We start from the raw sequence: 12,908 nt of genomic DNA on the forward strand, positions 1-12,908 counted from the left end.
CTAATACATGGCATATGTTTTAACAAATGTCATCCACAACTTTTGGTGATGAGCCTTATTTTTTGAAAAAAATGAAACTTCTGGATGTGGAATTCGTATTAACTGGAAAATACTTTTTTAGGAGGTAATATGTTTAAATTTAGAAACTTCTTCCTTATATTGATATTCTTATTAACAGCCTGTACTCAGGATTCAGTTGTTCCTAAAGGAAAAAATGATGAAAATATTGTCGTTACACCGGATGGGGAAATTACCTTTGAAATTATTAATAAAATTAAGGTCCCACAAGAAAAAGTAGAATCAATAAAAGAGGAACTCCTTAATGCCTATGATGAAATTCAGAATTCAATTCATACTGCATATGTTCCATCCGAGAGAATAAATGTATTTCTCAATGAAGGAAATGGAGTGTCTTGGGGTTTGAAATCGGAACTTCAACTATATGACATTAAGGAAAACCAATATCCACTTGTCCATGAACTGACACATTCCTTACTTGGTTATGGCAATAATTTTGATACAAGCAGGGGCTATTTTACGCAGGAGGGTTTTGCTACCTATATGGAAGATACGTATGGGGAAAATGAGTCATATACCCATAAGCTTATGAAGTACTTTATCGATTCAAACAAATTTATACCAATTAGCAAGTTGATAGATCCGAATCAAGACGATGCCTATTTTCGCCCAGCTCTTACAAGCCAAAAAGAGTACACCCTTCGATGGATGAGCTATATTCATTCAGCTTCTTTTATTACTTATTTAATTGACACTTATGGATTAGAAAAGTTTGAACAACTATACAACGAAGAGGACTTGGCTAAAAAAATAAAAGAAATATACGGAAAGAACATAAGTGAGATAGAAAATGATTGGGTAGTTTTTATTAAAAATAGACAAACGGCATTAACATATGATGACAAAAGGAAAATAGAATCTTTTTATACTGTTACTTCAGTTATTGATCAAATTGACCCCAAATTTTTCGCTAAGGAATAATTTATTGTAGAAGTTTACATGAAGCAAATGATAAAGAAAAAACGGTAAGATGTGATTTAAAGTAAGTTGTTAGCAATTAATTGAAAATTGTGTTTGAAGTAATAGCGACTACACCGGTTATATTACCTATCTCTTATTCAAAAAACAGAGGATGTTGTATTCTTCTTCATAACAATACGATGCCGTATTTTTTTGCAAGGCTTGTTAACTCTATGGAAAACGCACCTGATAGTACATAAAAAATTTAACAAGACCGTGTGTCGTAGAATATAAAAGTATTCAGCAAAACTTTTTTAAACTTAATCTCATTACAAAATAAAGGAAGAAGCCTGTATTTTAAAGGCTCTTCCCTTTTTTTGTATTTAATGCTTGCAAACTTAAAAGTTATAGTGTACTATTTAACTAGTACACTATAACACGAGGTGTTTGAGTTGAAAAATTTTGCAGGGTTATTCAAAAAGGAATGGGTGCTTTTTAGGGCTTGGCTATTTGTTGGGATTTTTGCAGGGATTATGTTGTCGTTGGTGATTCCATATTTAGTAGAACGATTTGTTGATGGCTTTACATTACCGAAAAATCAGCTGTCATTTGCACTCACAATGATGGTGATTGTATTAGGCGGATTTTTTTCGGTATTACAATTTTTAGCTAGTATGCGACATGATTTAAAGATCAAAGAAATATGGCTACATTCCACTAGTTCTATTTCACAGCTTGTAGGTGTTAAAGTTATTTTTTCCCTAATTGGATATGCTATCTACAATTTAATTTTTATAATTATAGCCATGTACAATGTAAAAGATGAGTTTGTTGCCAACTTTGGACAAATATTATTAGCACTAATACTTACTGTAGGACTTTCAGTCATTTTACAATGGATGATGCTTGTCATACTGCTATTATTTTTAGCATTTTATCTCCAAATGAAGCACTTCATTGGTCGCTTTTCCATTGTTATTATGATGGGTGCTTTTTTCTTCAGTATGAATTTATGGTATAAATTTACTGAAAGCCAGCTGTACGCTAATATTTTCCGACATATTGAAATTCCATTAGATTGGTTGGAACACTATTTACCTAAGGCAAAAGTATTGACTATGGACTTTAATATCAGCACGCTTTACGTTGTGGAAGAAGTAGGGACGATAATTTTAATCGCAATCCTATTTATCGTGGCAACGAAGTGGCTTGAAAAGGTGGTTTTACGATGACAATCGACTTTTCACGTGATAAGCCCATATATAGCCAACTTGTAGATCGGATATGTGGAGATATTTTGAAAGGAAAGTTAGTGCTTGGGGATCGACTTCCTTCTGTTCGAGAATATGCAGTCGAAACAGGTGTTAATGTAAATACCGTACAACGCGTGTATAAGGAGTTAGAAGCCATGAATATAACGGAAACGAAACGAGGTCAAGGTACATTTATTACAACCAATGAAGAGCGGATTGATCTTTTACGAGAAGATATGAAAAACGAATTGGCAGATAATTTTTTATCTTCCATTGAAGCACTTGGATTTTCCAAGGAAGAGATGCTCGTTGTGTTACAAAAAAAATCGTGAGGTGAAATAAATGCTACAACTATCCAATGTTTCTTTTCGTTATATGAAAAAGCCAATTTTGCAAGATGTGACTTTTTCCATTCCGGTCGGCCAAATCATTGGGCTTGTTGGAGAAAATGGGAGTGGCAAGTCGACACTATTAAAAGTATTAGCGGGCTTATTACGACCATCTAGTGGTGAGGTCTTGCTAAATGGAAAGGCTGTTACACGTAGAAGTGCTGATCAGATTGCTTATTTACCAGATATTGATTTGTTTTTTGATTTTTACACAGGAGAGCAGCTTTTTCAGCACTATGCCTCTCAATTTGAAGATTTTTCGTATGATAAGGCATGTATCGTTGCAGAGTTTTTAAACGTTGATAAAAATATGAAGCTACGGCAATTATCAAAGGGGAACCGAGGTCGAATGAAAATGGCCGCAACTCTTGGGCGAGAAGTACCCTTTTATTTAATGGATGAGCCATTTTCTGGCCTGGATCCAATTGTTCGTGAACAGCTTATTAAAGGGTTAATTCAATTTACAGATATTGAACACCAAACAATACTGTTATCAACGCATGAAGTATATGAGGTAGAACCTATTTTAGATCAAATCATTTTACTACAAAATGGATCGATTATTGCACATGAGGAAGTAGAGACGATTCGAGATATTACGAATAAGGATGCTGTGCAATGGATGAAGACGTATTATAAGAAAGGATGAAATTAATGACAACACAACCAATAGTTCAATTGCAAAATTTATCAAAAACTATTCGTGGTAAGCAATTAATTCAGCAATTAAATATCGATTTATATCCAGGTCAAATCACTGGATTTTTAGGACCAAATGGCGCAGGGAAAACGACGACTATTCGTATGATGACAGGGCTTATGCATCCAACAGAGGGGAAAGTTATTGTTGATGGCCTTTCCTTACAGGAGAATTATGAAGAAGCAATTAGTAAGATCGGCGTAATTGTAGAAAACCCGGAAATGTATAAATTTATGACGGGTTATAAAAACTTATTGCATTTTGCGCGCATGCATAAAAACGTCACAAAAGAGCGTATTGAAGAGGTGGTTAGACAGGTCGGTCTAGAGAAACGCATTCATGAAAAAGTATCGACGTATTCACTTGGGATGCGTCAGCGTTTAGGACTTGCTCAGGCACTACTTCATCGACCAAAATTTTTAATTTTAGATGAACCAACAAATGGTCTAGATCCAGCAGGCATTCGTGAGTTTCGTATGTATTTACGTAAAATCGCGGCTGAGGATGGAGTATCTGTTTTTGTTTCTAGCCATTTATTATCTGAAATTGAGTTAATGTGTGATCGAGTTGCTGTCATACAAAATGGTAAGCTTATCGATATTCGTGATATTCACATTGAAACTTCTTCGTTTTATTATATTGAAGCTACACCAAATGAACAGGCTGCTGCTCACCTACAAAAGCTCGATTACAAATTTGTTAAAGAGAATAATGGTTACGTGGTAGAAATAAAGAAAGAGGATATTCCGAAACTAATTACGCAATTTGTCAATGAAGATATTCAATTATTTGCCGTACAACCACATCAAAAAACATTAGAGGATCAATTCTTAGAAATGACAGGAGGTGGCCAAATTGCTGAAGCTAATTCAAAATGAATGGATGAAATTGTGGCATAAAAAAGGAACTTGGGCAATGGTCGCACTATTAATCCTCTTTATTGTTGGTCCTGGTATTATGATGAAATACTATGATACAAAAACGACAGAGGATATATCGTGGCAGGAAAGTGAACAACAGGTCATTAATAATAATAAAGACATGTTGAAGGGTGACGATGTTTCAGAAGCAGATAAAAAACACATTGAAGAGCAAATTGCTATTTCTGAGTATCGATTAGCAAATGACGTGCCATCTCAAACAGAGGGAAGCCTTGCAAGCTTTATGTCATTTGCAGGTAATATGCTAACTTTAGTGACATTGTTTACAGTGATTATCGCAGCAAGTATCGTATCAAATGAATTCTCAACAGGTACAATTAAAATGCTGTTAACACGTCCGATGTCACGTGCAAAAATATTAACTTCAAAATTATTGACAACCTTCATATTCGGACTCTTTTTAGTTGTTGTCAATGTAGTAGTTAGCGCTCTAGTAGGGTTAATACTATATGGCGGTACAACAGGTGTTGAATTAGAGATGGTCAATGGTCAGATTGTTGAAAAAGCAGTATGGAATGATTTAGCATATCACTATTTACTGTCTGGCGGAGACTTTGTGATGTCAACATTGTTTGCTTTCTTAGTGGGCTCAGTTTTCCGTTCAAGCTCTTTAGCGATTGGTTTAACGATGTTCTTATCGTTTATGGGTGGAATGATTGTGATGTTCTTAAGTAGATACGAATTTGTTAAATATATTTGGATAACACATTCTAATTTAACACAGTATGAAAGTGGTAATTTAATGATAGAAGGTATTACAATGCCATTCTCTCTTACAATTCTCGCGATTTATGCGGTTGTTTTCCTTGTGATTAGCTATACGTCCTTCATGAAACGTGATGTGACAGCATAAAAAAGACACGGTATGAAATTTGGTTTTCATACCGTGTTTTCTGTTTTTTTCTGAATCTACAAATGTTTAGAAATAATTTGCTGTAGCTTTGCTTGAATATTAGGTAAGTCCTGTATCGTAATTGTTGTTCTGACATTGCTTTCGTCCATATCTAAAGCTTCAGAGAAGAAGCTACCAATACCTCTTACTTTTCGATCAATTTGCATGAGTAATTCTACTGAATGATTAGTTTGAGATAAAAAGACGATTTCAAGTTCATCTAAATGTCCTCTAAATTGCCCAGTTGGCACAAATTCAAACTCTTGAATGAATGGATAGTACCCACGGAATCGAGCTGGCGCCTGCTCACATTCGGCTTCGCGTAAACGGAATCCAAGTCCGTTAATTGCACCAAGAATACGTTCTGCAAGCTCGGAAGGTTGGACACGAATATAATCTCGATCATTTGGATCTACTGCATTTTTAATATCAAGTCCAGTTTGAATCCATACTTTTGTTTTACCCGCCGTAATAGGTGTTTCGAATGGCAATGTGAATGAAATAGGAAATACTTTCTTCTCACCGCTTGCAATCACAAATGGCTCTGTTACTTTAACTTTTTGTAGAGCTGCGACTTCCGTATATTTATGGTCATTAGATTCTCGAATGTAAGTAGTATTCACCGTCAAAAAAATAGTATCGACTTGCTGCTCAACATTTCCACCTTGCACAACGATTTCACCACGCATAACTTCTCCCGCCTGGTATGTAGACTTCTCTAGTATTGTATCGACTGTTGCCGAGCCAATCCCAATACTTGCAAATGCTTTGTTAAAAAATGACATCCAAATTCCTCCTATTGACTTTTATAATTATACATACGCATAATTTTGGAAAAGGTTTCAAGACGTGAACAGTTTTCGATATAATGAATGAAAAACTAGAGAGGCATACTTATGGAGACAGAATGGTTACGAACTTTTATAGTTGCTGCGAAAACAGAGAATTTTCGTGAGACGGCAGAACAACGTTTTATTACTCAATCGACAGTATCGAAGCATATGCAACATCTAGAAAAAGAACTTCAAGCAACGCTTTTTGAAAGACAGGGTAAGCATGTGAAATTAAATCATATTGGTGCCCATTTTTTACTACAAGCAGAGAAAATGATTGCAACAATTGATGAAGGATTACAAAATACTGCGTCCTTTATGAATGGGTATACATCTCAGTTAACAATTGGTGTTGCACCTCAAATCGCTAATTCTACTTTACCGATAATCATTCATACATTTCAGCAGCAAAGACCTTCCATTCAAATAACGATCGAACTGTTAAAATCCAATGAAATCGGAGAAGCGGTATATGCAGGTGTAGTAGATATCGGCTTATCAAAATTGACAACAACACGAGACATTCACGAAGTTCTTCTAGCACAGGAACCACTTCAATTGATTGCTCCGATGTCAAAAAGAGCAACAGATGCACTGACTCTTTTACAGCAGGAAACTATTTTAACACATGAATATGCACCTTATTGGCAAGACATACAACAAGTACTACAACGATTCCCAAGCTATAAAAGTATGAATATTAATCAAACAGAGGTCATCAAAAACTTTGTCAAACATGGATTAGGTATCGCCTTTTTACCAAAGAGTGTGATAGAGGCGGAATTTCAGCAGCAATTGCTTCATAGCTACTCGGTGCAGGGATTTTCCCATATTGTTTCAAATACCTATTTTTTATCGAAATATTTGTCAGCGGATATTGAAGCATTCTTAGCGGTTTGTCATTCCATCTACTGACTAAAGGAACAAGCTAATAAACCCTATTGCCGCTTTAAACATAGACATAATTTGGTCAAAATTAGTTCTAATCAAGCTTTATTCGCGTTAATCTGCATCATTTATTCATATTTACCTTTTAAACTGTGGAATGTCAGAATTGATACCTTAGTTTAAGGAGGAGTGGAAAAATGAAAGCAGGAAAAATAATGTTTAGTTTGTTAGTTGCAATATCTGTATTATCTACTTGTATTGCTAATGAGGATAAGAGATTTACGTATGAAGAAATTAAAAATAGTACAGTAGAACATATCCATGGTTTAGGTTATATAAATGGTCAACAAGAAATAGCCATAGCAACGCACAATGGTTTATACAAATATGGTCAAGATGGATGGCGAGAAGCGAATGGTCAGAAACATGATTATATGGGCTTTCAAGCGACAAGAGATGGTTTCTTTGCGAGCGGACATCCCGAAAAAGGATCAAATTTGAAAAATCCATTTGGCTTAATAAAAAGTACTGACAGCGGTGCGAGCTTTGAACAATTGTCGTTTTATGGAGAAAACGATTTCCATTATCTTGCAGCTGGTTATAATTCTAATATGGTGTATGTTTATAATGAAACCGCTACTAATGACATGGAAGTTGGATTACATTTTTCTGAAAATGAAGGGGAATCGTGGACAAAGGTTAACATGAAGGGATACAACTCGAATACACTTTCTAATTTAGTAGCACATCCAACGAAAAAGGAGCTATTAGTAGTAGGGAGTCAAGATGGGGTATTTATGTCCAATGATTATGGTGAAAACTTTACATTAATCAATCATGCTAAAATGGTGACATTTGTGATTTTAAATCAAATAGGCGGATTCTATTCAAATTTCGAAAATGAGCAAGTAAAGCTTAAGGCATTCTTCTTTGATAAAAAAGATGAAAAAAACATTCCATTACCTAAAGAAGAAAATTTACAGCCCATTTTATATATCGCAACAAACCCTGAAAATCCTAAAGAAATCGTTTTTATGACAAACAATATTGATATTTATCTAACGAAAGATGAAGGTATTACTTGGAATAAACTTGCTACCAAGGGTAAGTTATTAGAATAAAAATAGAAGGTGTTTCTATATGTATAGTTTGATGTCGAAAATAAGCCAAATCATCAGTGAACCTATAACAGTATTTTTAAACTCCTATGAACATTCACCGTTTATTATTGCGATTCTACTTGGATTAATAGGCGCATTAGCACCTTGTCAATTATCGGGGAATATGAGTGCTATCACTTTTTATGGAAGTCGAACATTGCAAATGAAAAGCAATTGGCAAGAAATCATGTTTTTTATACTTGGGAAAGTCGTCGTTTTTAGTTTAATCGGCTTATTTGCTTGGCTATTCGGTCAGTCCTTTGAAACTAAGATGACTAAGTATTTTCCTATTTTTCGCCAAGCAATTGGTCCAATCATGCTTATAACAGGACTTGTGTTGATTGGAATTTTAAAATTAAAATTTCTGAATCGAATTCCTTCGTATATTCCGACCGTTTTAAAAGAGGGGAAATTGGGTTCCTTTCTGATGGGTGCTAGTTTTTCCATTGCTTTTTGTCCAACGATGTTCGTTCTTTTCTTTGTGTGGTTAATGCCAACAGTCGCTACATCTTCGTATGGATTAGTTTTGCCGGCGATTTTTGGTGTGGCAACCTCTGTACCCCTTTTGGTGATGCTTGGGCTTATTCATTTATTTGATGCAAAAAGATTCATTATGCGGACAAGCATGAAAATGGGGAGAATCATTCAAATCGGAGCAGGTGTTGTTCTGATTATTATAGGCGTAACGGATACGATTACATATTGGGGATTGTATTAAAGAAAATATAGCAAAAAAGTATGGTACAAGTAAGGGTAGTAAAAACATAATAGCGATATCTACTTCAATATTTCGCCTATCTCCCATTAAAATAAACCATTTTTTTACCTTGGTTGAACAGGAGAGAAGCGAAATTTTTTTTGATTTCATTAATGGTAAAGTGCTTTTATGTATAATAGAGTAGACAATGCTAAAATTTTCTTTTAAAAATATATAGAAAGAGTGAAAAAAATGATTAGTGCAACATTATTATTTATCCTCGCAGGTATTGGCGAAATTGGGGGCGGCTATTTAATTTGGCTTTGGTTAAGAGAAGGTAAACCGTTTTATTGGGGCATTATAGGCGGGATTGCGTTAGCTTTATATGGAGTTGTCGCTACTTTTCAGACCTTCCCAACCTTTGGAAGGGTCTATGCAGCCTACGGAGGTGTCTTTATTGTCCTTTCCATTTTGTGGGGCTGGGGAATCGACGGGAAAAAACCAGATGTCTTAGACTGGGTTGGAGCAGGTATTTGTTTAATTGGAGTAATGGTGATTTTATTACCTCGTTCATGATAGGGAAAATGTTACCTTAAAATAGTTTTATGAGCCTTCACAATTTGAGTAAATTCATGATTGTGAAGGATTTTTTATATAAAAATTAATTTTTTTGTAAAAAATAAAAAATTTTGTAACGAATCCTATTTAATATCTATATATAAGTGTCACCGTAGATTCTAGTGAGGGGAGGGAGGACAGTGGAGAATTTAAGTGAAATTTACAAATCATATGCAGATGAAGTAAAACGTTTTCTTATTTGTTTAACAACTAATGTCGATTTAGCTGAGGAACTGACGCAAGAAACTTTTTATCAAGCTGTAAAGTCGATTGAGCGATATAACGGTGAATGTAAGATGTCTGTTTGGTTATGTCAGATTGCAAAGCATACATACTATAACTATTTAAAAAAGGAAAAACGTCATAGCCATTTGAGTGTGGAACAAATGATGGAAATGGGGTTGGATGTACCATCTAATGCGGAATTACCAGACGAGGAACTTGCAAATCGTAATACATTTATTTCATTACATAGAGAAATTCATCTATTAAAAGAACCGTATCGTGAAATATTTTTACTTAGAACTTCCGTCAATCTTAGCTTCAAAGAAATTGGAGAGATATTCGATAAAAGTGAAAACTGGGCAAGGGTAACATATTATCGAGCCAAATTAAAATTAGTAGAAAGGATCCGAGGTGAACTAAATGAACTGTAATATTATAAAGGATTTATTACCCTCTTATATTGATGGTATTTGTAGTGAAGATACTACTAAAGTTGTCGAGGAACATTTAAATTGTTGTGAAGAGTGTAGGTTACATCTAGATGTGATGGAACAGCCAACAACTGATATTCTGCCAGAAGAAGTAATAGTAGCAAAAGCACCATTTAAAAAAATTAATAAAAAGCGTCGTATTCAAGTTTTAATTACCATTTTGATTACTTTTAGTATCACAATCATAGGCTCACTAGTTGTTCAAGAAGTGGGAGCTGTAAATCAAATCTTTTTTCCAATGAGTACTGCTACTGTAAATTTAACAGATGATAAAGATGAGTGGACTACATTATATTTTGACGATAAGGATTATTTAAAGTTCGATAGTGTTTTTTGGAACAAGGAAATCGTTAATCATGCAAATAGTAATAGTGATGTAATTTTAAGAATAAAAGATGAAAATGGCCATGTTGTAGTAGATGAATTTAAGCTATCCCCTGGGAAAAGCGTGAAATTGGATGAACTAAAGAATAATATAAAATATTCTTTTGAATTGAAGGCTAAAAAAGGGCAATTTCTTATTAATGTAGTTTAAAAACTTGAAAGCCACTTTAAAAAGAGGGATATTTAACGCGTTTAAATTCACGAAAAAATAGAAGAATGTATATTTTTAATTGAAAATATACGTTCTTTTTGTTTACCGATAGAAATATATTTTGGCGGATTAGAAAATAAACAAAAAGCACAAAGAAGAAGGACTTTTAGAATTTGAATCGAAATATCTTAAAGTAATCCCAAAAAAGTTTGGAGGTCGCAATTTTGTTACTTTATTTCTGATATATATCATCAGCCTAAAATTAAAAAATAATTTAGGAGTTGATATATGTTGATATACAAAAATTCACTTGATGGAATTTCTTCTGATATGCTGAATGGCTTTTTTGTTGATTGGCCTAATCCACCAAATCCACAAACTCACTTAAAGCTGTTAAAACACAGTAATAAAGTGGTCATTGCTTTAGACGATAATACGAATCAAGTAGTTGGATTTATAACAGCGATTAGCGATGGGGTTCTATCAGCCTACATTCCGTTCCTTGAAGTTTTGCCAGACTATAAAAATAAAGGCATTGGCAAGGAATTAGTCAAACAAATGTTAAAAGAGCTTGATGATATTTATATGGTTGATTTGTGCTGTGAGGATGGCTTAGTTCCTTATTATGAGAAGTTTGGAATGATAAAAGTAAACGGAATGGTCGTTAGAAATTACGAAATGCAGTCTGGAATTTCAAACAAATAAATATAAAGGAAAACGCTTGGACTTTCCAAGCGTTTTTTACGTACTAAATTATTCTGTTTACTGCGATTCCATTTGTGAGAAGGTCTGCTTTTTTACTGTTCTATATTTAAAAATGTTATTTTTTTATTGCAACAAAGCGTAATCTACAATAATCAGCAACCCATTGATTGTCCTGATAATTCATAGGCTTTAATAATTCTTCGCATTTTGCATAGATCTGTTCTTTTTCAGTTTCTGATAAATGCTTGAGCATATTATTGCTGAACATTACTAGCCAATTACGTAGTCCATCCTCGCCTTGAAGAGGTGTTGGGCGCTCATATAGTGTAATCATTTCAACAGTAAAGCCTGCATTTTCTAATTTCGACTGATATTCTTCTAAAGTTGGAAAATACCATGGGAAATATTCTTCTATATAAGATAGTTTTAATTCCTCCATACTTTTTTGAAGTGCCCATACAATCGAAGCAATATTACCGTGGCCCCCCATTTCAGCAACGAATCGACCACCTTGTTTAAGTGCAGTGTAAATATTTTGAATGACTCCATCCGGCTGCTTCATCCAATGAAGGGCAGCGTTTGAGAAGACCGCATCAAATTGATTTGTCATGTGAAGTGCGGTAGCATCCAGTGTGTGAAACTTAATGTCAGGATATTTTTGCTGTGCAGCGAAAATCATATCGTGCGAGGCATCTATCCCTTGAACATTGGCACCAATCGTTGCAATTTCATATGCTAAATCACCTGTGCCACAACCGACATCTAAAATTTCTTCATTTTCTTGTGGTGCAAGTAAGTCTACTAAGCTTCCTCCAAATTTTGAAACAAAGTCATGCTTTTGATCATATAAATTGGCATTCCATGTTGTTGTCATTTCTCTTCATCTCCTTTGTTTGAGCATAACAGAGAGTTTAGGTGAACAGAATTGCGGAAAATGATCAGTTTTGATTCCATATTGGAATATAGGGAGGGATTATACTAACCTCAATAAACATCAATTTAGCATTAATTTTGGAGATCCTTATCATAAGTAAGTGCGGTTTTTTTAAAGAACTTAACTGCAGATAGAAAGAATCACCAAGAATTATGCATTTTAGAATATGGTCCAGGATTGAATAAATAAGCAAAAAAGAACCTAATCTGGTTCTTTTTTTGCTTATTAGACCGGTTAAGTTAGTCTAATATTGTGACCTTTAATTGTTTTACTCCAAAATTAATTGCATCTTGTTGAGAAGGGAAAAAGACATCGATTCGATTTCCTTTAATTGCACCGCCAGTATCCCCTGCGATTGCTTCACCATAGCCTTCCACATAAACTTTACTACCCAGTGGAATTACAGTTGGGTCAACTGAGATGACCTTCGCATTTGGGTTTGTTTTAAGGTTAATTCCAGTAGCAGTAATACCAGAACATCCCTCACATGAAGCCGTATAGGCTGAAGCTTTCACTAAAAGTTCCTTTGAAGCAGTATTATTTGTTGATGGAGCAGTTGCTTCAGGTGTATTCTCCTTTGAAGCAGTATTATTTGTTGATGGAGCAGTTGCTTTAGGTGTATTCTCCTTTGAAGCAGTATTATTTGTTGATGGAGCAGTTGCTTTAGGT

Annotated in this window: 16 protein-coding genes; 13 read left to right on the forward strand and 3 right to left on the reverse strand. The window is 34.5% G+C overall.

Features of this window, described 5'->3' with window-relative positions:
- The first annotated feature begins 129 nt into the window (after positions 1–129).
- From QRN68_RS26420 to QRN68_RS26445, 6 genes are all read left to right on the forward strand, one after another.
- Positions 130–999 (forward strand): gluzincin family metallopeptidase, encoded by an 870-nt coding sequence (locus tag QRN68_RS26420; RefSeq protein WP_285400398.1) that lies wholly within the window; start codon positions 130–132, stop codon positions 997–999.
- Positions 1,000–1,421: 422 nt separating this feature from the next.
- Positions 1,422–2,210: a hypothetical protein gene (locus tag QRN68_RS26425; protein WP_285400399.1), complete on the forward strand. Its 789-nt coding sequence runs from the start codon at positions 1,422–1,424 to the stop codon at positions 2,208–2,210.
- Positions 2,207–2,563, forward strand: coding sequence for a GntR family transcriptional regulator (locus tag QRN68_RS26430; RefSeq protein WP_285400400.1), 357 nt, complete (start codon positions 2,207–2,209; stop codon positions 2,561–2,563). Before QRN68_RS26425 ends, QRN68_RS26430 begins: the two co-directional genes overlap by 4 nt.
- Before the next feature lie 10 nt (positions 2,564–2,573).
- Positions 2,574–3,269, forward strand: coding sequence for an ABC transporter ATP-binding protein (locus QRN68_RS26435; RefSeq protein WP_285400402.1), 696 nt, complete (start codon positions 2,574–2,576; stop codon positions 3,267–3,269).
- Positions 3,270–3,274: 5 nt separating this feature from the next.
- Positions 3,275–4,198, forward strand: a complete 924-nt coding sequence (locus tag QRN68_RS26440) for an ABC transporter ATP-binding protein (protein WP_285400403.1) — start codon at positions 3,275–3,277, stop codon at positions 4,196–4,198.
- The gene (locus QRN68_RS26445; protein ID WP_285400405.1) at positions 4,167–5,114 is read left to right on the forward strand and encodes an ABC transporter permease; all 948 of its coding nucleotides are present in this window, start codon (positions 4,167–4,169) and stop codon (positions 5,112–5,114) included. The genes QRN68_RS26440 and QRN68_RS26445 overlap by 32 nt, the downstream gene beginning before the upstream one ends.
- A 56-nt stretch (positions 5,115–5,170) precedes the next feature.
- On the opposite strand, the gene QRN68_RS26450 is transcribed toward QRN68_RS26445, so the two are convergent.
- On the reverse strand, positions 5,171–5,938 hold the full coding sequence (locus QRN68_RS26450) for a sporulation protein (protein ID WP_285400406.1): 768 nt from the start codon (positions 5,936–5,938) through the stop codon (positions 5,171–5,173).
- Positions 5,939–6,049: 111 nt separating this feature from the next.
- Here QRN68_RS26450 and QRN68_RS26455 point away from each other — a divergent pair, with 111 nt between their 5' ends.
- The 7 genes from QRN68_RS26455 (at position 6,050) to QRN68_RS26485 (ending at position 11,305) form a co-directional block, all read left to right on the forward strand.
- Complete coding sequence (locus tag QRN68_RS26455) at positions 6,050–6,901, forward strand: LysR family transcriptional regulator (RefSeq protein WP_285400407.1); 852 nt, start codon at positions 6,050–6,052, stop codon at positions 6,899–6,901.
- A gap of 170 nt (positions 6,902–7,071) precedes the next feature.
- The gene (locus QRN68_RS26460; RefSeq protein WP_285400408.1) at positions 7,072–7,995 is read left to right on the forward strand and encodes a F510_1955 family glycosylhydrolase; all 924 of its coding nucleotides are present in this window, start codon (positions 7,072–7,074) and stop codon (positions 7,993–7,995) included.
- Between the two features lie 19 nt (positions 7,996–8,014).
- Positions 8,015–8,752, forward strand: a complete 738-nt coding sequence (locus tag QRN68_RS26465; RefSeq protein ID WP_285400409.1) for an urease accessory protein UreH domain-containing protein — start codon at positions 8,015–8,017, stop codon at positions 8,750–8,752.
- 231 nt (positions 8,753–8,983) lie between these two features.
- Positions 8,984–9,307, forward strand: a complete 324-nt coding sequence (locus QRN68_RS26470; protein WP_285400410.1) for a YnfA family protein — start codon at positions 8,984–8,986, stop codon at positions 9,305–9,307.
- A 182-nt stretch (positions 9,308–9,489) separates the two neighbouring features.
- On the forward strand, positions 9,490–10,005 hold the full coding sequence (locus QRN68_RS26475; protein WP_285400411.1) for an RNA polymerase sigma factor: 516 nt from the start codon (positions 9,490–9,492) through the stop codon (positions 10,003–10,005).
- Positions 9,995–10,600 carry a zf-HC2 domain-containing protein gene (locus QRN68_RS26480; protein WP_285400412.1) on the forward strand — a complete coding sequence of 202 codons (606 nt, stop codon included), beginning with the start codon at positions 9,995–9,997 and terminating at the stop codon, positions 10,598–10,600. Before QRN68_RS26475 ends, QRN68_RS26480 begins: the two co-directional genes overlap by 11 nt.
- A 291-nt stretch (positions 10,601–10,891) precedes the next feature.
- Positions 10,892–11,305 (forward strand): GNAT family N-acetyltransferase, encoded by a 414-nt coding sequence (locus QRN68_RS26485; protein ID WP_285400417.1) that lies wholly within the window; start codon positions 10,892–10,894, stop codon positions 11,303–11,305.
- A 115-nt stretch (positions 11,306–11,420) separates the two neighbouring features.
- Here QRN68_RS26485 and QRN68_RS26490 read toward each other — a convergent pair whose 3' ends face one another.
- Together QRN68_RS26490 and QRN68_RS26495 are read right to left on the reverse strand one after the other, a co-directional pair.
- Complete coding sequence (locus QRN68_RS26490; protein WP_285400414.1) at positions 11,421–12,179, reverse strand: class I SAM-dependent methyltransferase; 759 nt, start codon at positions 12,177–12,179, stop codon at positions 11,421–11,423.
- 299 nt (positions 12,180–12,478) lie between these two features.
- Positions 12,479–12,908, reverse strand: a 430-nt coding sequence (locus QRN68_RS26495) for a 3D domain-containing protein (protein WP_285400415.1), incomplete at its 5' end; no start/stop codon positions are given.

Origin of the sequence: Lysinibacillus sp. fls2-241-R2A-57 (assembly GCF_030209535.1) — a bacterium.
Classification (GTDB): domain Bacteria; phylum Bacillota; class Bacilli; order Bacillales_A; family Planococcaceae; genus Lysinibacillus.

Excerpts from the sequence above, each read along its gene's own strand:
- QRN68_RS26420 (WP_285400398.1), top strand. The coding sequence starts at position 130 with ATGTTTAAATTTAGAAACTTCTTCCTTATATTGATATTCTTATTAACA.
- QRN68_RS26430 (WP_285400400.1), top strand. The coding sequence starts at position 2,207 with ATGACAATCGACTTTTCACGTGATAAGCCCATATATAGCCAACTTGTA.
- QRN68_RS26435 (WP_285400402.1), top strand. The coding sequence starts at position 2,574 with ATGCTACAACTATCCAATGTTTCTTTTCGTTATATGAAAAAGCCAATT.
- QRN68_RS26440 (WP_285400403.1), top strand. The coding sequence starts at position 3,275 with ATGACAACACAACCAATAGTTCAATTGCAAAATTTATCAAAAACTATT.
- QRN68_RS26450 (WP_285400406.1), bottom strand. The coding sequence starts at position 5,938 with ATGTCATTTTTTAACAAAGCATTTGCAAGTATTGGGATTGGCTCGGCA.
- QRN68_RS26455 (WP_285400407.1), top strand. The coding sequence starts at position 6,050 with ATGGAGACAGAATGGTTACGAACTTTTATAGTTGCTGCGAAAACAGAG.
- QRN68_RS26460 (WP_285400408.1), top strand. The coding sequence starts at position 7,072 with ATGAAAGCAGGAAAAATAATGTTTAGTTTGTTAGTTGCAATATCTGTA.
- QRN68_RS26465 (WP_285400409.1), top strand. The coding sequence starts at position 8,015 with ATGTATAGTTTGATGTCGAAAATAAGCCAAATCATCAGTGAACCTATA.
- QRN68_RS26470 (WP_285400410.1), top strand. The coding sequence starts at position 8,984 with ATGATTAGTGCAACATTATTATTTATCCTCGCAGGTATTGGCGAAATT.
- QRN68_RS26480 (WP_285400412.1), top strand. The coding sequence starts at position 9,995 with ATGAACTGTAATATTATAAAGGATTTATTACCCTCTTATATTGATGGT.
- QRN68_RS26490 (WP_285400414.1), bottom strand. The coding sequence starts at position 12,179 with ATGACAACAACATGGAATGCCAATTTATATGATCAAAAGCATGACTTT.